20 protein-coding genes are annotated in these 19,175 nt (G+C 67.7%); 13 read left to right on the forward strand and 7 right to left on the reverse strand.

The window, feature by feature from the left end; genetic code table 11:
* The first annotated feature begins 34 nt into the window (after positions 1-34).
* The 11 genes from V2L32_RS01400 to V2L32_RS01450 all read left to right on the forward strand — a co-directional run bounded on the left by V2L32_RS01400 (position 35) and on the right by V2L32_RS01450 (position 8,630).
* Positions 35-385, forward strand: coding sequence for a hypothetical protein (locus V2L32_RS01400; RefSeq protein ID WP_331234650.1), 351 nt, complete (start codon positions 35-37; stop codon positions 383-385).
* Between the two features lie 227 nt (positions 386-612).
* Positions 613-969: an Hsp20/alpha crystallin family protein gene (locus V2L32_RS01405; RefSeq protein ID WP_331234651.1), complete on the forward strand. Its 357-nt coding sequence runs from the start codon at positions 613-615 to the stop codon at positions 967-969.
* Between the two features lie 65 nt (positions 970-1,034).
* The gene (locus tag V2L32_RS01410) at positions 1,035-2,651 is read left to right on the forward strand and encodes an ABC1 kinase family protein (RefSeq protein WP_331236650.1); all 1,617 of its coding nucleotides are present in this window, start codon (positions 1,035-1,037) and stop codon (positions 2,649-2,651) included.
* An 81-nt stretch (positions 2,652-2,732) separates the two neighbouring features.
* Complete coding sequence (locus V2L32_RS01415) at positions 2,733-3,224, forward strand: VOC family protein (protein ID WP_331234652.1); 492 nt, start codon at positions 2,733-2,735, stop codon at positions 3,222-3,224.
* A gap of 25 nt (positions 3,225-3,249) precedes the next feature.
* Positions 3,250-3,741, forward strand: a complete 492-nt coding sequence (locus V2L32_RS01420; RefSeq protein ID WP_331234653.1) for a cupin domain-containing protein — start codon at positions 3,250-3,252, stop codon at positions 3,739-3,741.
* A gap of 50 nt (positions 3,742-3,791) precedes the next feature.
* Complete coding sequence (locus tag V2L32_RS01425) at positions 3,792-4,859, forward strand: aminotransferase class I/II-fold pyridoxal phosphate-dependent enzyme (protein ID WP_331234654.1); 1,068 nt, start codon at positions 3,792-3,794, stop codon at positions 4,857-4,859.
* Between the two features lie 44 nt (positions 4,860-4,903).
* A complete protein-coding gene (locus tag V2L32_RS01430) occupies positions 4,904-5,281 on the forward strand; it encodes a translation initiation factor IF-5A (protein ID WP_331234655.1) in 378 nt (125 codons plus the stop codon).
* Between the two features lie 3 nt (positions 5,282-5,284).
* Positions 5,285-6,118 carry an agmatinase gene (gene speB / locus V2L32_RS01435; RefSeq protein ID WP_331234657.1) on the forward strand — a complete coding sequence of 278 codons (834 nt, stop codon included), beginning with the start codon at positions 5,285-5,287 and terminating at the stop codon, positions 6,116-6,118.
* On the forward strand, positions 6,115-6,879 hold the full coding sequence (locus tag V2L32_RS01440) for a Nif3-like dinuclear metal center hexameric protein (protein ID WP_331234658.1): 765 nt from the start codon (positions 6,115-6,117) through the stop codon (positions 6,877-6,879). Before speB ends, V2L32_RS01440 begins: the two co-directional genes overlap by 4 nt.
* Before the next feature lie 32 nt (positions 6,880-6,911).
* The gene (locus V2L32_RS01445) at positions 6,912-7,481 is read left to right on the forward strand and encodes a hypothetical protein (protein ID WP_331234659.1); all 570 of its coding nucleotides are present in this window, start codon (positions 6,912-6,914) and stop codon (positions 7,479-7,481) included.
* A 66-nt stretch (positions 7,482-7,547) separates the two neighbouring features.
* Positions 7,548-8,630 carry a deoxyhypusine synthase gene (locus V2L32_RS01450; protein WP_331234660.1) on the forward strand — a complete coding sequence of 361 codons (1,083 nt, stop codon included), beginning with the start codon at positions 7,548-7,550 and terminating at the stop codon, positions 8,628-8,630.
* A gap of 151 nt (positions 8,631-8,781) precedes the next feature.
* Here V2L32_RS01450 and V2L32_RS01455 read toward each other — a convergent pair whose 3' ends face one another.
* The 5 genes from V2L32_RS01455 to V2L32_RS01475 all read right to left on the reverse strand — a co-directional run bounded on the left by V2L32_RS01455 (position 8,782) and on the right by V2L32_RS01475 (position 13,246).
* A complete protein-coding gene (locus V2L32_RS01455) occupies positions 8,782-9,432 on the reverse strand; it encodes a helix-turn-helix domain-containing protein (protein ID WP_331234661.1) in 651 nt (216 codons plus the stop codon).
* A gap of 531 nt (positions 9,433-9,963) precedes the next feature.
* On the reverse strand, positions 9,964-11,010 hold the full coding sequence (locus tag V2L32_RS01460) for a Leu/Phe/Val dehydrogenase (RefSeq protein ID WP_331234662.1): 1,047 nt from the start codon (positions 11,008-11,010) through the stop codon (positions 9,964-9,966).
* An 85-nt stretch (positions 11,011-11,095) separates the two neighbouring features.
* A complete protein-coding gene (locus tag V2L32_RS01465) occupies positions 11,096-12,052 on the reverse strand; it encodes a D-2-hydroxyacid dehydrogenase (protein ID WP_331234663.1) in 957 nt (318 codons plus the stop codon).
* 48 nt (positions 12,053-12,100) lie between these two features.
* A complete protein-coding gene (locus tag V2L32_RS01470) occupies positions 12,101-12,772 on the reverse strand; it encodes a glycosyltransferase (RefSeq protein WP_331234664.1) in 672 nt (223 codons plus the stop codon).
* Positions 12,773-12,853: 81 nt separating this feature from the next.
* Positions 12,854-13,246: a pyridoxamine 5'-phosphate oxidase family protein gene (locus V2L32_RS01475; RefSeq protein ID WP_331234665.1), complete on the reverse strand. Its 393-nt coding sequence runs from the start codon at positions 13,244-13,246 to the stop codon at positions 12,854-12,856.
* 437 nt (positions 13,247-13,683) lie between these two features.
* On the opposite strand from V2L32_RS01475, the gene V2L32_RS01480 reads away from it, so the two are divergent.
* Positions 13,684-15,459, forward strand: a complete 1,776-nt coding sequence (locus tag V2L32_RS01480; RefSeq protein ID WP_331234666.1) for an FAD-binding protein — start codon at positions 13,684-13,686, stop codon at positions 15,457-15,459.
* A gap of 43 nt (positions 15,460-15,502) precedes the next feature.
* On the opposite strand, the gene V2L32_RS01485 is transcribed toward V2L32_RS01480, so the two are convergent.
* Positions 15,503-16,333: a helix-turn-helix transcriptional regulator gene (locus V2L32_RS01485; protein WP_331234667.1), complete on the reverse strand. Its 831-nt coding sequence runs from the start codon at positions 16,331-16,333 to the stop codon at positions 15,503-15,505.
* A 580-nt stretch (positions 16,334-16,913) separates the two neighbouring features.
* Here V2L32_RS01485 and V2L32_RS01490 point away from each other — a divergent pair.
* Positions 16,914-18,074, forward strand: coding sequence for a CaiB/BaiF CoA transferase family protein (locus V2L32_RS01490; RefSeq protein WP_331234668.1), 1,161 nt, complete (start codon positions 16,914-16,916; stop codon positions 18,072-18,074).
* Positions 18,075-18,193: 119 nt separating this feature from the next.
* Here the strand turns inward: V2L32_RS01490 and V2L32_RS01495 are convergent, their stop codons facing one another.
* Positions 18,194-19,174, reverse strand: coding sequence for an alpha-ketoacid dehydrogenase subunit beta (locus V2L32_RS01495; RefSeq protein ID WP_331234669.1), 981 nt, complete (start codon positions 19,172-19,174; stop codon positions 18,194-18,196).
* Between the last annotated feature and the right edge of the window lies 1 nt (position 19,175).

Consider the following 19,175-nt stretch of genomic DNA (forward strand, 5'->3'; position numbering starts at 1 on the left):
TACGTTCTTACGTCTCCGTCTCGTAATACCGCCAATGATACTGGGGGCCATCCGAGCGTTCATCGGCCGAGGCGACGAGACGGAGACGACACCCGAGGGCGCGGACACCCCCCAATCCCCCGACTCCCCGGATAGCAAGCGATCGACGGAGGAGGCGCCGAGCCCTCCCGAGACGCCCCCGTCGAACCGTGCGCTCGTTCTGCGGGCGCTCATCGCGAACGACGGCTACGCCGAGCGATCGACCGTCCTCGAGACGCTCCGCGTCCCCCGCTCCGAGGCCGAGGCGCTGCTCGCGGAGATGGCCGAGGAGGGCGAGATCACACTGATCGAGTCGCGCCGACGGACGCTCGTCTGTCGGAAGGGTTACGAACCGGTGACGAACTGATACGGTCGGTTGTACTCTCTTACCGGTGATCACCGGCTCGAACAGGCGATCACCGGTGACCAGTTACAACCGACCGTACGAGGGGGAACGTCGGAGAGGCTCGTCGTTCTTCGATCGCGGATCGAACGACACCGGGGACGTGTCCGTCCGATGGATACGGTCGACTACGACAAGCCCTACGAGGGGGCGACCGCGGGCTTTTTCGCCCTCCCGTCCCAACTTCGGGTATGTCAGCGTTGCGCGACGCGTTGAGCGACCTGCCGGGAGCCGTCTTCGCCGACCTGCTCGAACACGACGACGAGTACCTCCTCGTGATCGACCTGCCGGGAGCGAGCGAGTCGACGACGACGATCACCGCCGAGGGCGGCCACCTCCGGATCGAGGCGCGCCGTGAGAAGGCGGTTCCCGAGGAGTTCCGGTACCTCCAGGAGGAGCGCTCGCTCTTCCTCGACGCCGACCTCCCGCTGCCGCCCGACGCGACCGGCGCGGAGGCGAGCGCGACGCTCTCGCGTGGCGTCCTCGAACTCCGTCTGCCGAAACGGACGACCGAGGGCGGAACGACCATCCCGATCGACGAGGCGTAGGCCGGGTGGTCTCCCTGGTCTCGCTCCGGGCGTACAGGCGCTTTTTCGTCGTCGCCTGGCAGTTCATGCCGCTCATCTGGGCGTACACGCGCGACAACAACCGGTTCGTCCTCTTCGGCCCCTCCCGGCGCGTCGGCGTCGACGAACAACGCCGCCGGGCCAAGCGACTGCTCGACTCGCTGCTCACGCTCGGCCCCACGTTCATCAAACTCGGGCAACTGCTCTCGACGCGCCCGGACATCCTCCCGCCGGCGTACATCGACGAGCTCTCGAAGCTCCAGGACGAGGTGCCGCCGGCCGACTGGGAGGAGGCGAGGAAGGTCCTCGAAGAGGACGTCGGACCGATAGAGGATGCGTTCGCCGAGTTCAAGACCGAGGCGATCAGCGGGGCGAGCCTCGGGCAGGTCTACCGGGCGTACGTCGACGACCGCCTCGTCGCGGTGAAGGTGCGCCGGCCGGGGATCGAGTCGCTCGTGAAAGCCGACCTGCGCGTGATCCGCTTCTCGTTGCCGCTGTTGATGTACTTCGTCGACGACAACCGGTCGTTCTCGCTCGAGACGCTCGCCGACGAGTTCGACCGGGTGATCAGGGAGGAGATGGACTACGAGCGAGAGGCCGACATGCTACGGGAGATCCGGGCGAACTTCGAGGGGAACGACCGGATCCGGATCCCCGAGATCGTCGACAGCCACTCGACGCGGCGCGTACTCACGATGGAGTTCGTCGGCGGGACGAAGATCACCCGGGTGGGTGAGCTAGAGGAGAAGGGAATCGACCGCGCGTCCGTCGCGGAGACCCTCCAGCGGGCGTATCTGCAGATGATCATCGAGGACGGCGTCTTCCACGCCGACCCCCACCCCGGAAACCTCGCGGTGCAGGACGACGGGACGATCGTCTTCTACGACTTCGGGATGAGCGGCCGGGTCGATCCCTACGTCCAGGAAAAGGTCGTCGAGTTCTACATCGCGGTGGCGAACCAGGACATCGACGGGATTCTGGATACCTTGATCGACCTCGGGACGCTCAGTCCGGAAGCGGATCGAGAGGTGATGGGCCAGGTGCTCGAACTCGCCATCGAGGACGCCCGCGGCGAGGAGATCGAGCAGTATCGCGTCAATCAGATCATCGACCAGGTCGAGAACACGATCTACGAGTTCCCGCTCAGACTCCCCTCGAACCTCGCGCTCGTGTTGCGGGTCGCGACGGTCGTCGAGGGCGTCTGTGTGACGCTCGATCCCGACTTCAACTTCATCGACACCGCGACCGAGTACCTCTCGGAGCAGGGCTACAGGGAGGAGACGGCGAAACAGATCGCGGGCGAGGTTGGCGACCAGCTCCGACGGACGATGGAGTCGTTGATCAGAGTCCCCCCGAAGATCGAGAACACCCTCGACATGCTCGAACGCGACAGGCTGTTCGTCCACGTCGAGATCGAGGACCCGAACCAAATCTTCGACCGCCTCGCGAAACGACTCATCTACGGACTGCTCCTTTCCGTGGGCCTGATCTCGACGGCGATCATCTACGCCTTCCGGGGACCGGACCTCTCGTTTCTCATCTCCGGCGGTCTCTCGCTGCTGATCGTCTTCCTCCTCTACCGGTCGTTCAAGAAGCGCCGGGGGATCCGCGCCCGCCCGCAGTTCACCAGACAGAACCTCAGACAGCGCCGCGGCGAGGAGTGAGGACGTCGTAGCGAAGGAGCGAAACGAGAGGCGGCGATGGCCGACACGGGTGTTTTTCCCGCTCCCTCCCAAGGACGAGCCATGTCGAAGCCACAGCCACGGGCGTTCGCACACGTCGGCGTCACAGTGCCAGATATCGACGAAGCGATCGAGTGGTACGAGTCGGTTCTCGGGTTCGAGCGGCTGATGGAGGCACAGACGATCGCCGGTGACGGCGAGAGCCAGATCTCGCGGCTCTGTCTCGACGTGCTGGGGGAGTTCGAGGAGGTACGGATCGCACACCTCGGGACCGGCGGGGGGACGGCGATCGAACTGTTCGAGTTCAGGGAGGGAAAAGAGAGCGAGCCGAGCCCGAAGGAGGAGGGCTACTTCCACGTCTGCGTGATCGACCCGAACATCGAGGAGCTCGCGGCGGAGATCGAGGAGACGGGAGGGAAACACCACACCGAGATCTGGGAGCTCTTTCCCGACCAACGGTACAGGATGACCTACTGCAAGGATCCATGGGGGAACCTGCTGGAGATCTACACCCACGGCCACGAGCGGATCTACAGCAACCAGGGCGAGTACTAACACCCCGGAGTCCGATCCCCCCCGCATGGGTCGGATCGACGAGTCGGACGTGGAGTGGGAGACGCTCGAACGGGGAGAGACCGCGTTTCGGCGGAAGCGACTGGGCGCGGCCGCCGGGGGCGAACGCATCGGCTGTAGTCTCTACGAACTTCCCCCCGGGAAGCGGTCGTGGCCGTACCACTACCACGCCGGAAACGAGGAGGCGATCGTCGTTCGCTCCGGGTCGGGCACGCTCAGGCTCGCCGGGGAGACGTTGTCGCTCTCTTCGGGCGACTACGTCGCGCTTCCGGCGGACGAACGCGGCGCCCACAGGGTCGCGAACGACGGCGAGGAGGTACTCTCGTACCTCGTGATCTCGACGATGGACGAGCCGGACGTGACGGTCTACCCCGACTCGGGGAAGTTCGGTGTCTACGTCGGGGCGGCACCGGGCGAGGAGGGCGAACGGAGTCTCGAGGGCTACTACCGACCCTCCGATGCGGTGAGCTACTGGGAGGGCGAAGAGGGAGAGGAGTGACCGATCACCGGGACCGATACGGTTGTAGCCACCGAGCGTGAGTCCCGACCATGCAGATCGAACCCTTCGGCCTCGAGCGCTGGTTCGCCGAGGTCGAACACGGAGCCGACGTCATGCTCGCAGAGAGCGGCATCAGGAGCCTCTCCGCGGACCGATTCGACCTCGATCCGGGCGAGTTGGGCTACGTCATCCCGACCAACGGCGACCCGGAGTTCCGCGCGGAGGTCGGCGCACGCTACGACCGCGGTCGGGACGAGGTGCTGTTCACGTGCGGCACCCAGGAGGCGAACTTCCTCGCCTTCCTCGCGCTGATGCGAGGGGACGCACACGCGGTCGTCGTCACCCCCACCTACCAGGCGCTCTCCGCGGTGCCCGAGGCGTTCGGGCGGGTCACCCGCGTGTGGCTCGAACCACCCGAGTGGGAGCTCTCCGTGGAAGCGATCGCCGAGGCGATCGAACCCGAGACGCGCGTCGTCGTCTTCAACAACCCGAACAACCCGACCGGGGTCTACCACGACGAGGGGCTGGTACGCGAACTCTACGACCTCGCGGCCGAGAACGACGCCTACCTGCTCTGTGACGAGGTCTATCGGCTGCTCGCCGACGAGCCGATCACACCCGTCGCGGCGATGGGCGAGTACGGCCTGAGCACGACGAGCCTGACGAAGGCGTACGGCCTCGCCGGACTACGCTTCGGCTGGCTCGCCGGCGACCGGGAGGTCGTGGATCGGGCCTGGCAGTGGAAGGACTACACGACCATCTCGACCGGGCTGATCGACCAGCACGTCGCCCGACAGGCGCTCAGAGGCGAGCGAGAGATCCTCCTCGAGAACCGGGCGCTCGCGGACGAACACCGGGAACGGGTGCGAACGTTCGTCCGCGAGCACGGCCTCGGCTGGCACGAGCCCGTGGGGGTAAACGGCTTCGTCACGATCCCCGAGGGGTTCGAGAACGGCGAGGAGTTCTGTCGAACGGTCGTCGACGAGGAGAGCGTCGTGCTCGCACCGGGCGACCTCTTCGGGTTCGAGGACTACTTCCGGATCGGCTTCGGCCTGCCGACCGACGAGCTGGAGGTGGGGTTAGCGCGGGTCGGGAGCGTGATCGATCGTCACACCTGAGTCGTTCCAAACGGTTTATACCGCCGCCGCGGGTAGCGGGCTCCATGGCGAGAGAACAGAAGGAGGTCCGCGATCTGCAGGAGGGTGGCTACGTCCTGATGGACGGCGCGGCGTGTAAGATCACCCACTACAGTACGGCCAAACCGGGCAAACACGGCAGCGCGAAGGCCCGTGTCGAGGGTCGTGGCGTCTTCGACAGCAAGAAGCGCAGCTTCTCCCAGCCGGTCGACGCGAAGATCTGGGTGCCGATCATCGAGCGGAAACAGGGTCAGGTCATCAACGTCGAGAGCGACACCGTCGCGCAGGTGATGGACTTAGACTCCTACGAGACGATCACGATGCAGACGCCCTCGGACGCGAACCTCTCGCCCGAAGACGACATCGAGTTCCTCGAACTCGACGGCCAGCGAAAGATCGTCTGAGGGATGTTTCCCGGCGCACACGAGGAGGGCGGGTCGTACGGGATCCTCGGCGCGCCGCTCGACGTCTCGACGACCTTCCAGCCGGGAACCCGGTTCGGACCGGACCGGGTGAGGAGGTTCGCCGAGACGTTCGACGACTACGATCACAGGACGGACCAGCGGTTCTCGGAGCTCTCCGTCGTCGACTACGGGGACGTCCGGGCGTGGGACGACGCCGTCGAGTACCTCCATCACCTCGAAGGCAGGATACGGGACGTCGTGATGGACGACGCGGTCCCACTGGTGATCGGTGGCGAGCACACCGTGAGCGAGGCGGGCGTGAGGGCTACCGATCCCGACCTGTTCGTCTGTCTCGACGCCCACCTCGACCTCCGGAGCGAGTACGACGGCAACCCACACAGCCACGCCTGCGTGACCCGACACGTCCTCGACGTCGCGGAGGAGGCGATCGTCCTCGGCGTCCGAACCGGGAGCGAGGAGGAGTGGGAGCGTGCGAGCGCCGAGGACGTCAGCGTGGTTCCGCCGGAGGACGTAGGGGACTGGATCGAGACGGTCGGATCGAACGGGAGTGACCCCTTCGGCGGTCGCGAGAGTTACCTCTCGGTGGATATCGACGGCGCGGACCCGGGGTTCGCGCCCGGCACCGGCACGAAGGAGCCGTTCGGGCTGCACCCGAGGGAGATGCGCGACGTCGTTCGGCTCGCCGCACCGCACTGTACCGGGTTCGACGTCGTCGAGGTGAACGATCGCGACGACGGCCAGGCGGCGGCGCTCGGAGGAAAGCTCCTTCGGGAGTTCGTTTACGAACACGCACGGGCGACGAGGCACGAGGAATGAGACTCACCGAACTCTGCGAACGGCTGGACGATGAACTGAGAACGGAGGCGTTCGCCGACCTCGACGCGAGCGCGAACGGGCTCCAGGTCGGTCCACGCGAGGCCGAGATCGACCGGGTCGCGCTCGCCGTGGACGCCGCGGTGGAGACGATCGAGGCGGCGAGGGAAGCGGACGCCGACCTGTTGCTCACCCACCACGGCCTCTCGTGGGGTGGGATCGAGCGGATTACGAGAAACGAGTACGACCGGACCGCCGCGCTGATCGACGGGGAGATGGCGCTCTACGTCTCGCACCTGCCGCTCGACTCCCATCCCGAGATCGGAAACGCCGCCGGGGTCGCGACCGTCCTCGATCTCGACGATCGAGAGCCGTTCGGGAGCCTCGATCCGGAGACGATCGGGCTCCGCGGTCGGTTGCCCGAAGCCGTCGGTATCGGGACGCTGGAAGCCGAACTCGAGAGCGCGCTCGACCCGAAGCGAGGGGTCTACACGCTCGAGTTCGGTCCCGAGACGGTCGAGTCCGTCGCGGTCGTCACCGGCAGCGGGGTCGACTGGCTGGACGAGGCGGCCGACGCCGGCGTCGACGCGTTCGTCACCGGCGAGGGGAAAGGCCACGTCTACCACGAGGCACGGGAGGCTGGGATCCACGTCCTGCTCGCGGGTCACTACGCGACCGAGACGTTCGGCGTCCGCTCGGTCGGCGAACTGGTCGAGGGCTGGGGCCTCGAGACGACGTTCGTCGATCGTCCGACCGGGCTCTAGCCGGCCGAGCCTCTCGGTGAATCGACGCCCTCATGAGCGACTCGGCCCTCCACGAAGTGATGAGTGGGGAGAACGACCGAACGGGGGGCCGCCTACCCACAGCGGAGGCGATCGACCTCCCCACCCCACGGAACACCGACCTCCCGGTCGTCCGCGAGGACGACCTCCCGGAACACACGGACGAGGAGCCGCCGGAGCCGGTAGACGCGGAGGGCGACGGTGAGGAACCGGGCAGGCTCGCGGGCGTTCTGCTCGCCGCCTCGGTCGCCTTCTTCCTCACGAGCGCCGTCTGGTACGTGGTCACGACGACCGCCGCCTCGATCCGCGGGTTCGGGCTCGCGTTCTCCGTCCCACCGGAGCTGAGCGCCGGCTTCCTCCTCGCCACCTTCGGGCTCTGTCTCCTCCTCACCTACTGGATTCCCCTGTTCGTCCTCGCGATCCTCGTCTGCACGGCGGGGGTGTTCGGCCTCACCGCAACCCTGATCGTCCTCGTCTTCGGCGCGGGGGCGATGCCGACGGGGTTCGTGATCCTGCTCGGGACATCGCTCGCCCCGGCAGCCTTGCTCGCGCTCGGCCTGAAACTCGGTGCGGTCAGGCCCTGATCGGTCGGAGCCCTTCGGATCAGCACGGACCGGGTCGTTGAAACCGTCCGGCCGCGGACGTGGGCCATGAGCGACGACGAGCTTCCGGAGCGCGAGGAGTTCGCCCACGACCCGATCGGTCACACCCGCGTCACCGCGGGGATGAGCGTCGGGGACCTCGCGACGGAGTACGGGAACGCGGGCATCGGCGCGGCGGACCTCGCGGACGCGGTCGGGATCACCGCGGAGATGTTCGGGGACGAGGAGACGAGCGTCTTCTTCGGGCTGGCCGGGGCGATGGTCCCGTGTGGTATGCGTCAGGTCGTCATCGACCTGATCAGAGAGGGGTACATCGACGCGCTCGTGACGACCGGCGCGAACCTCACCCACGACACGATCGAGGCGATCGGCGGGAAACACCACCACGGTCGCGCCGGGCCACGCGACCGGCGGCCCGGCGCTTCCCGCTCAGGCTCGTCGGAGGACTCGGGTGAACACGGAACGGATCGTCACGACGAGAAGACGCCCCGAGAGCACGACGAGGCCCTGCGCGAGGAGTGGGTGGACCGGATCTACAACGTCTACCTCCCGCAGGAACACTTCACCGAGATGGAGACCCACGTCCGCGAGGAGGTCTTCTCCGGCCTCGAACGGACCGTGAGCATCCAGGAGCTGACCGCGGAGTTGGGGAAGGCGAACGCGGCGGCCAACGAGCGCGAGGGAGTAAAGGAAGATCCGGGCGTCGCCGCCGCGGCGTACGAGTGCGACGTCCCGATCTACTGCCCGGCGATCCAGGACTCGGTGCTCGGCCTCCAGGCGTGGATCTACTCGCAGACGACCGACTTCTCGCTCGACGCGCTCGCGGACATGACCCACCTGAACGACCTCGCCTACCACGCCGAACGGACCGGCGCGTTCGTCGTCGGCGGGGGCGTCCCGAAGAACTACACCCTCCAGACGATGCTCGTGACGCCGACGGCGTACGACTACGCCGTCCAGCTCACGATGGACTCACCACGGACCGGCGGACTCTCCGGGGCGACGCTCGACGAGGCTCGATCGTGGGGGAAGATCGAGACGGCCGGCGAGAACGCCAGCGTCTACGCCGACGCGACGATCACGCTCCCGCTCGTGGTGGCGGCCGCGTGCGAGCGGATCGATCGGTCGTGACTCCCCGTCGGGGGGAGCCACGGTCGGCCGTGCGAGAACGAACGGGGTGGATGATTTCGGAGTGCCTCTGATGACCGTTCGAAACCGCGGGTAAGACGAGGTGCCGGGCCCGCCTCCGTGTAACCGTTCAGTACTGAACCTGCTTATATACTCACGCGGGGAGGGCCGTCAGATCGGTGCGTTCGAGCAGCGTCGCCTGCCCGCGTCTGAGCCGGCCGGCCAGCGCCCGCGGGGTGATCCCGATCTCGCGAGCGACGTCCTCGAGCGTCGCGCGGCGTGGCTCCTCGAAGTAGCCACGCTGGTAGGCCACCGCGAGCGCCTCGCGCTGTTCGTCGGTGAGTCCGTACCGGTCGTCTTCACGGGGCGAGGCGGTCGTGACGCGTTCGATCGAGAGCGGTACCCCCCGTTCGGCACAGAACGTCCGGAACGCCCCGGCGGCCGCCCGATCGACGAATCGGACCTCGAAGCGCCACCGCTCGGTCGTCGCCCGTGCGTCGAGGAGTGCACCCTCCGAGCGGGCGATCGCGAACAGCGTGCCGGCCTCCTCATGGTTCCAGCGCGCGGCGAAGAGCGTCCCACCCTCGACCCGCTCGACGATCGATATCTCGTCGATCGCGCGTTCGTCCCTCGCGGCAGCGGCGAACAACTCCGGGTCCCGGTTCCACACCCAAAAGAAGGGCATGACGGTGTCGTCGGTCGGAACGATCCGGTCGAGTTCGAGGCGTGCACCCGGCTCCCCGCCGAGCGACCGGCCGAGCGCACAGGCGCTCGTGGGGACGGTGAACTCGATACGAGTGCTCATCACATCATCCACCACCGCCGACGAGATAACCCTTTTTCACCCCCGATTTCTGCCGGGTTTTCCGACCGTCCCGCTCGTACGGGGCCGTTTCTACGGCCGTCACCGGTCGAGAAACAGCCTCGCCTCCCCGACGTCCGCGTCCTGCTTGACCTGCTCCGTCCCCGAGACGGCGTGATCGCGGATCGAAGGGAGAGCGTCTCGACGTCCGGCCAGTCTACCTCGACGAGGTTCCCCGCCGGATCCCAGAGAGCGCCGGACCGCGCCGTCGGACAGCGAGATGAGTCGTGGCTCCGAAGAGGTCTCGCCACGTCGTCGAAGATCCCCGCGCCCGTGCGATCTCGAAGACGCGCTCGACGTCGTCTGCGTGGATTCGAGTGATTGAACCCGGTCGCGACCACGTGCCGGTGACGGATCGCCCCGTCATAAGGACGGTTGTGATTGATTACCGGTGATCGCCGACTCGTACTGGCGATCACCGGTAAGAGACTACAACCGTCCTTATCGAACGTCTTCCACCCGCCCGGAACCGGCTCAGACCGGCGTCGTCCGCTCCGCTCTCTCGGCGAGACGGTCCTCGGCGTACGCGTCGGCCGCGTCGAGGACGGTCGTCCCCTCGCGGTCTGCCCGGTCGATCAGCGCCGAGAGCCGGTCGCCGATCCGGTCGGCCTTCTCGTACGCCTCCTCGCGCCTGCCGCCGGCGTACTCCTCGTAGACGGTGATCAGCCCGCCCGCGTTGATCACGTAGTCGGGCGCGTAGAGGATCCCGCGGTCGGCGAGTGCCACGGCGTGGCGCCGCTCGGCGAGGACGTTGTTCGCCGCGCCCGCGACGACGTCACAGGAGAGCCGCGAGACGCTCTCGTCGTTCACGACGCCGCCGATCGCACACGGCGCGAAGACGTCACACTCCTCGTCGAAGACCGCCTCGGGGGCGACCGATCCCACCCCCCGTGTCTCCACGAGGTGGCCGACCCGCTCGGAGTCGACGTCGCTCACCACGACCTCCGCGCCGGCCTCGACGAGCTGTTCGACCAGGGCCGAACCGACCTTCCCCGTACCCTGGACGACTACTCGACGGTCGTCGAGCGAGTCGGTCCCGTAGACGTGCTCGGCACACGCCTCGATCCCCCGGAAGACGCCGTGAGCGGTGATCGCGGAGGGGTTCTCTAGCCCACTGCTCGTCCCGACGACGTGGTCGGTCTCGCGGGCGATGGCGTCCATCTCCGCTGCGCCCGTATTCACGTCCACGGAGGTGACGTAGCGCCCGCAGAGCCGATCGACCGCCCGACCGTACGCCTCGAACAGCGCCTCGGACGCGGCGTCGGGTTCGCCGAGGATCACGGCCTTCCCGCCGCCGAGCGGGAGGTCGGTCGCCGCTGCCTTGTACGTCATCGCCTCCGAGAGCCGGAGGACGTCCTCTAGCGCCGTGCCCTCCGTCTCGTAGTCGTAGAGCCGCGTTCCTCCCAGTGAGGGCCCGAGCGTCGTGTCGTGGATCGCGACGATCGCTCGCAGCCCCGTCTCGTCGTCGGTGAAAAAGGAGACCTGTTCGTGGCCCCGCTCCTCGATCGTGTCGAACACCATACCGATCGAACGGCAAGTATTGCGAAAGCCGTTCCGACTCGTCGCGACCGGCGCGATCCGCAACGGACCCGCGCGAGCGGCGGGTTCAGACGACCCGGTTCACCATCGCCTCGGAACGACCCTCAGCCAGCGCCCGGTAGTTCTCCGCCACGATCTCGCGCCAGCGGCCGAACTTCTCCGGCGTCGACCCCGCCATGTGCGGCGTGATCACCACGTTCGAGAGCTCCCAGAGCGGCGACTCCCGTGGGAGGGGTTCGGTCTCGAAGACGTCGAGCGCTGCCCCGCGGATCCACTTCGACTGCAGCGCGCGGGTCAGCGCCGCCTCGTCCGCTACCGCCCCGCGAGCGATGTTGATGACGACTGCACTGCTCGGCATCATCCGGAACTCCTCGTAGCCGAGCAATCCTTCGGTTTCGTCGGTGAGCGGGCAGGCGAGGACGAGGTAGTCCGACCGTCGGCAGAGTTCGTGGTGCTCGTCGGCCGGGTAACAGTTGGAGAGCACGTCCGGTGCGCTCTCGACGTCGCGTTTCGTCCCGATCACCTCCATCCCCAGTGCAGAGGCGAGGTCGGCCGTGCGAGCGCCGATCGCACCGACGCCGACGATCCCCATCGTCTTCCCGCGGATCTCTCCGCCCTCGACGCGCTCCCAGACGCCTCTGGCCTGCTGGCGGACGCTCTCGTGCAGCCCGCGCTCGAACATCAGCGCGTAACAGAGCACCTGCTCGGCGATCGGCTGCGCGTGGACGCCCGAGGCGTTTGTGAGCACGATCCCGCGCTCCGCCAGCTCGTCGAGGTCGTAGTGGTCGACCCCCGCACTGAGTGCCTGCACCCACCGGAGGCGTTCGGCAGCGTCGAGCAGTTCCTCACCCAGGTGACCGGCGACGATCGCCTCGACCTCGGGGGCCGCGGCGAACGTCTCCTCGGGGGTGCGAGCGATCCGGATCGCGCCCTCGGGGAGGTCGTCGTCGAGGATCTCGGAGAGCCCGTCGAGGCGGTCGGGGCCGAGCGTGTGCGGGAAGAGGATCGTCGGCTCGTCTGTCATACCCTCGGATTGATCGGTCGCGTCCTAAACCGTCCGGGTTGCGGCGAGCTAGTGGTCCGTGCGTATCCGGTGCCAGTCGAGGCGAACGTAGTGTGCGAGCGTGCCGGTGAGTCCCGCGGAACGGAACCGCCGGGCCGACGTCTCGACCAGTACGTCGGGACAGTAGCCCGTCCGGTAGGAAGCCCCGAGCCGTCGACTGAACGCCGTGTCCTCGTTGGGGACGTCCGGGAACCCGCCCGACGCACCGTAGACGTCGCGGTCGATCGCGAGGTTGAACCCGGGGAGGACCGGTCGGCGCAGGTGCGGGAACACGTGGTTCACCACCGCCTGTTTCGCGAGGCCACGACGAGCACCGACGACGCGACACCGAGAGCTCACCGCGTCGTACTCGCCCCCGTTCGCGAACGCGAGGATCCGATCCAGGTAGTCGGGGCGAACCGTCGTATCCGCGTCTACGAACGCGAGCCACTCCCCCCGTGCTCGTCGGGCACCCAGGTCGCGACCGCGACCGATTCCGCCCTCCTCCTGTTCGACCGGTTCGACGCCGAACTCCCTGGCGATCTCCGGTGTCGCGTCGTCGCTTCCGCCGTCGACGACGATCGTCTCGTACTCGTGTCCCGTATCGAGTGCACGGAGACTCTCGAGCGTCGCCGGGAGGTACGCCTCCTCGTCCTTCGCTGGGATCACGAAGCTCGCCGTCGGAGGGTCGTTTCCGGCCACCGATCCACCGGTAGATCGTTGAATCGGTTATCGGTTGCCCGGCACGTGACGGTTCGACTTCGGGGCCGTCGCCGGGTTCGGTCAGTCGTACGTCCGATAGCTCCCCGAGGCGACGTCGACCCGGACGAGCGTGTTCCCCTCCCAGGCATCGGGATCCGCGCCGTACTTCGGGTTGATCACGGCCTCGGCCTCGCGGATCGCCACCTCCTCTTCGATCACCTCCGCCGTCCCGCGCATCGCGACCATCCACTGCGCCGAGCCGTTCTCTGACTGCTCGATCGAGATAGCCACTCTGGGATTTCGCCGGACGTTCTCGAGTTTCTTCCCCGAGAGCAGCGCCGAGAGCGTTCCGTTTCGGTACCGATACCAGACCGGCGCGACGTGCGGACGGTCCTCGTAGCTGGTGGCGAAGTGTGCCATCAGCGGCGCGTCGCGGATCAGGTCTTCCGCTTCCGGAGGGAGTCCCCTGCTCATGGGTCTGCGAGGGGGGCCAGCGGGATAGGCGTTCGCGGGCCGAGTCGGTTTTGCGTGTGTGGTGGATAGTGGTGAGTGGCCGATGACGAGCCCGCTCACCGAACGCGTCTAGGCAGCGCGGTATGTGGAGCCCTATGAGTGCCGAGGCCGACTTCCTACCCCTAGACTTCGATAGGAAGTGACCGGACGTCAGCAGCTGCGATAGCGAAGTGGCATATCGGGTACCGATCGTGTGGGCTCCGCAGCCACTCGCCGGTCTCGAGCCGGCAGCGCCGTCTCAGGGGGTGAGACACCCTATAAGCGGTTCTCGTGGATCGCGATACTGTCACTCGGTGATTACATTCGATCCGGACTCGACGTAGGGAACGTGCTCCCGTTGGGCGGGCTCGATCCACCCGATGTGAGCTAGAGAGACCTGGCAATGGAGTGATCCAGCAATGACCACCCACCCCCGAAGCCCAACCGACCACGATACGCTCGGCCGAACGTTCGTCGATGCGGCCTGGAAGCGCGATACCCTCGACGATCTCGATGGCCTGTGTGCCCCGGACCTCGTCGTCCACGACCCCGCGAATCCGACCACCGGAACCGGACCGGAGGCGTACCGGCGGTTCGTCTCCCGGGTTACGGACGGGGCCACCGACGTGGAGGTCGCGATCGACGACGCCGTCGGCGACGACGGGACGGTGGCCATCCGGACGTCCGGGACCCTCGGAGGATTCGCCCAGGATGGCGATCCCGACGGTGCAACGGACGAGACGGCCATCTCAGGGTTCGAGGTCCTCCACGTCGAGAGCGGCCGCGTCGTGGAGTGGGCCGGGACGGTGCTGCCGGATCGAGTCCTGGAGGAGTTCCGCGCGGGATTCGCCGGGGACGTGATCTGTCCGGGTGATGCCGACTACGACGACGCCAGAGCCGTCTGGAACGGGGTCATCGACCGGTATCCGGGGCTCGTCCTCCGGTGTTCGGGCGTCGCGGACGTGATCGACGCCGTGAACCTCACGAGCGCACACGACCTCCTCGTGACGGTCCGCGGCGGCGGCCACAACGTCGCCGGGGCCGCGGTCTGCGACGGGGGGATCGTCATCGACCTCTCGGCGATGACCGGCGTGTGGGTCGACCCCGACGAGCGAACGGCGTGGGTCCAGGCGGGCGCCACGCTGGGGGACGTCGACCGCGAAACGCAGGCGTTCGGGCTCGCGACACCCCTCGGCGTCGTCTCCGCGACCGGGGTAGCGGGGCTCACGCTCGGTGGCGGTCTCGGACACCTCCGGAACAAGTACGGGTTGAGCGCCGACAACCTCGCCTCCGTCGACGTCGTCACCACCGACGGCGAGTACCTCACCGCGAGCCCGAACGAGCACGCTGACCTCTTCTGGGGACTCCGCGGCGGGGGCGGAAACTTCGGCGTGGTGACGGGATTCGAGTTCGACCTCCACCCCGTCGGACCCGAGGTGGCGGTCCTGCTGGCCGTCTACCACGCCGACGATGGCGACGCGGTGATGCGTGGCTTTCGGGAGTACGCACAGTCAACGCCGGACGAACTCAGCATCATCGCCTCGCGAGGCACGCACCCCGACGAGGCGCTCTTCCCGGCGGACGTCGTCGACGAGCCCAAGATCGTCATCGTAGGCATGTACGCCGGCTCGCCGGCCCAGGGTGGGGCGGTGATCGAACCGCTCCGGGAGCTGGCCGAGCCAGTGGCGGACCTCAGCGGGACGATGCCCTACACCGACTTCCAGCGGGCGTTCGACGAGACCGCTCCCGACGGGAGTCGATACTACTGGAAATCGTTGTATCTCGACTCGCTCTCCGACGACGTCGTCGACCGCATCTTCGAGTGGGGGGATGCCGCGCCGTCACCCCTCTCGACGATCGACGTCTGGGCTCTGGGCGGTGCGGTCGCCGACGTCGGTCTCGACGAGAGCGCCTTCATCGGGAGGGACGCCCCGTACCTCCTCGCGGTCGAGGCGCACTGGGAGGATCCCGGGGACGACGAGGCGAACATCGCGTGGGCACGCGAGTTCCTGGAGGAGATGCACCAGTACTCCGACGGATCGCTGTACCTCAACTTCCCGGGGTTCTACGAGGACGGCGACCGGCTGATGGACCGGACCTTCGGCGACGCCTACGCCCGGCTGTCCGAGGTGAAGACGAGATACGACCCCGAGAACGTGTTCCGGTCGAAACAGCACGTCAAGCCAGCGGGCTAGGAGAGGAGCCCCTCTCTCGCACCCCCACACGACGTGGAGACGATCAACTCGAGAACGCGGGTGTTTCCATGACCCGCCGGAGGCCCTCGGGTCCGAACCCCTCCATCTCGATCGCCTCCGCGTCGTACGCCTCGTAGACCTCCCACGCCCACTCGTGCACCTCGTCCGCGTCGGTGTCGACGAACAGGCGGAGGATCCGGGTGTCGGGCTCGGTGACGCCGATACCGACTCGATCGTCGAAGATAGTGAGCGCGAACGGGATCTCGTCGACCAGCTTGACCGTGAGGTGACCGCTCTCGCACGCCTCGATACACTTCTCCGGGTAGCCCTCGATGACGTCCCTGGCGACCTCGGGGAGCCCGATGAGCTCCGTCTCCATCCCCTCGACGATGCGCCCCTGGATCTCGTCCAGCCGGGCCGGGGCGACGACGTCGAGATCGAGCGCGTGGAGCCGTTCAGTCCCTCGAACGAGCGCGATGAATCGGACCAGCGGCGCGTGCGGATCGCCGTGTTCGGCGCCCGTCACCGTCGCGCCGGCGAACGCTCCGTTGTCGATCGGTACCGGGGCGTTTTTCACTGCCTCGAGCACCGGAGCCAACTGGAGCGCAGTGCTCGCCTCCCGCTTGAACCTGGAGCACGCCTCGACGAGAAGCGCGCCCGACTCCGTGAGCCTGAACCGACCGTCCACCCGTTCGATCACACCCAACTCGTCGAGCAGTTTCGTGTGCCGATGGCTGGTCGCCCTCGAAACGCCTAACCGGTCCTGTATCTCCCGTCGATCGTACTCCGCCCCCTGGAGTTCCTCCAGAAGGGGCGATCGACGGAGGAGGTCGATCACGACGTCGATGTCGTCCCCGTGTTCCGTGCTAGCCATACTCATGAATCGTTCCCATCTGCAATAGCTCTGACTCAGATCCCGAGACACCGCTCGACGGGGAGCTTCAGTGCACCCTGCGAGGAGCTATGGATCGGTCGTTTACCCTCCACCGACCGCGAGCTGGTGGGATGTGTGTCGCGAATTCACTGAGAAAGCGGGACGATAGATTCGCGTGTGTGGGTGCCGAGGCCATCGATTAATTCGAACACTACACCACCTCTTCGATCTGCTACCGCCCCGTCCGAGGGTATAGAGCGAGCAGTCCGACGTACTCCCACGGTGGCCGATAGCGTTTCCGATCGGGTCCGGAGGCTCGCCGAACACCCGACACGGACGAGTCCGTCGTCACTCAGCGAGCCGTCGACACGCTGTACCGCGACCTGCTCGTGAACAGGCACCTCGCCGAGGAGCTCACGCGCGAGGAGGCGAATCGACGAACTCGGCACCGAACTCGTCACCGAGATCGAGTTCATCGGTGCGGCGGTCGAAGAGCACGTGACCCGGGAGCCACCCGGAGTGAGGCGATCGCAGCCGTCCGAGAGCCGCCCTTTATCGAACGACCGCCCGTCTCGGGAGTATGCGACTCGACGCTATCCGCGTGCTCGACCTCTCGCGGCTGCTCCCGGGGCCGTACGCGACCCAGCTGCTCGCCGACCTCGGCGCGGACGTGATCAAGGTCGAGGACACCGACGTGGGCGACTACGCACGGGAGATGCCGCCGTTCTCGGATCGGGGGGTCGGGGCCATCTTCGACGCCGTCAACCGGGGAAAGCGGAGCGTCGGCCTCGACCTCAAGTCCGAGAGCGGCCGTGCGGCCTTCTACGACCTGGTCACCGGGGCCGACGTCGTCCTCGAGGGGTTTCGACCCGGCGTCGTCGACCGGCTCGGCGTCGACTACGAGTCGCTCCGGGCGCACAACGAGGAGCTGGTCTACTGCTCGCTGTCGGGCTACGGTCAGACCGGTCCGTACGCCGATCGGGTGGGCCACGACGTCAACTACGCCGGGCTCGCGGGGCTGCTCGACATGACCCGCGAGGACGAGTCGAAGATGCCACAGCTCCCGGGCTACCAGATCGCGGACCTCGCCGGCGGGCTCGTCGCCGCGTTCTCGATCCTCGGGGGGCTCCTCTCGCGCGAACTCGGCGGTGGCGGCGACTACGTCGACGTGGCGATGACCGACGTGGTCGCGTCGTTCTCGCAGTCGATCGCGACCGAGGCGCTGTCGGGGGAAAATCCGCGTCCGGGCGAGACAGCGCTCACCGGCGCCTACCCCTGGTACGACGTCTACGAGACCGCCGATCGACGGTACGTCACTCTCGGCGCGCTGGAGCCGTCGTTCTGGCGGGCGTTCTGCACGGAGGCCGGCCGCGAGGACCTGATCGGCGTCCACGGGACGACCGATCCCGCGGAACGGGAGGCGCTACGGGCCGACCTCGAGGAGCTGTTCGCGGGTCGAACCCGGGAGGAGTGGGTCCGGACGCTGGGCGACGAGACGGCGACAGCGCCGGTGCTCACGCCCGCCGAGGCGCTCGATCACCCTCAGATCAGAAACCGGCTCGTACGGCGGCCGGACGACGTCCCGGCGCGGGTCGGGTTCCCGGCCCGCGGGCCCGGGCTCCCCGAGGAACCGAACGAGTCGATCCCGGAACGGGGCGAGCACACGGAGGCGGTGCTCCGGGAGGTCGGCTACGACGACACGACGCTCGAGCGACTCCGCGAGGAGGGAGCGATCGGGTGAGAGCGAGCGGGCGATCGAATCGGACGAGCGATCCGTCGAACCGGCGGTCCGGCGATCGAGTTCGACGGGCGCTCCGGCCTCCGGGCGACCGATCGGCCGGGCCGGCTCATCCGTCCGGCTCAGACCGAGACGACATCCCGGATCGCCTCTCGCACCCGGGTCGCGTTCGGGAGCTGGAAGTCCTCTAAGTCGTACAGCGGGTAGACCGTGTCCCAGCCGGTGACCCGGGCGATCGGCGCCTCCTGGTAGTAAAGCGCCTCCTCCTGGATGAGCGCGGTGATCTCGCCGGCGAGCCCGCCGGTCCTCGGCGCCTCGTGGACGACGACCGCCCGGCCGGTCTTCCGGAACGAGTCGACGATCGCCCCCCGGTCCATCGGCGAGAGCGTCCGCAGGTCAACCACCTCGACGTCGACCTCCCCCTCGAGCTCGTCGGCCGCCGCGAGCGTCGGCCGTGTCATCGCCCCCCAGGTGAAGACCGAGACGTCCTCGCCCTCACGTCGAACCGCGGCCTCGCCGATCGGCAGCTCGTAGGGGCCCTCGGGGACCGCCTCGCGGAACGACCGGTAAACCTTCTTCGGCTCGAGGAAGACGACGGGATCCGGGTCGCGGATCGCCGCGATCAGCAGCCCCTTCGCGTCCCGCGGCGTACTCGGGACGACCACCTTGAATCCGGGGTGGTGGACGAAGATCGCCTCCATCGACTCCCCGTGGAGGTCGGGCGCGCGGACCCCGCCGCCGAACGGCGCGCGTAGCACCATCCGACAGGGGAACTGGCCCCGCGATCGGGCGTGCATACGCGCTGCCCGGGTGTAGAGCTGTTCCAGCGCGGCGTAAGTGAACCCGGAGAACTGGATCTCCGCGACGGGACGCAGCCCGGACGCGGCCAGCCCGATCGCCGCGCCCGCGATCCCCGTCTCCGTGAGTGGGGTGTCGATCACCCGGTCGGGGCCGAACGCGTCGTACAGTCCCTCGGTCGCGCGGAAGACGCCACCCGAGCGACCGACGTCCTCGCCGAGGACGACGACCGATTCGTCCTCACTCATCTCGTCGTGCATCGCCTCGGCGACGGCCTCGACCAGGGTGAGTCCGTCGGCCGCCATC

It is taken from the genome of Halalkalicoccus sp. CGA53, assembly GCF_036429475.1.
In the GTDB taxonomy this organism is placed as follows: domain Archaea; phylum Halobacteriota; class Halobacteria; order Halobacteriales; family Halalkalicoccaceae; genus Natronorarus; species Natronorarus salvus.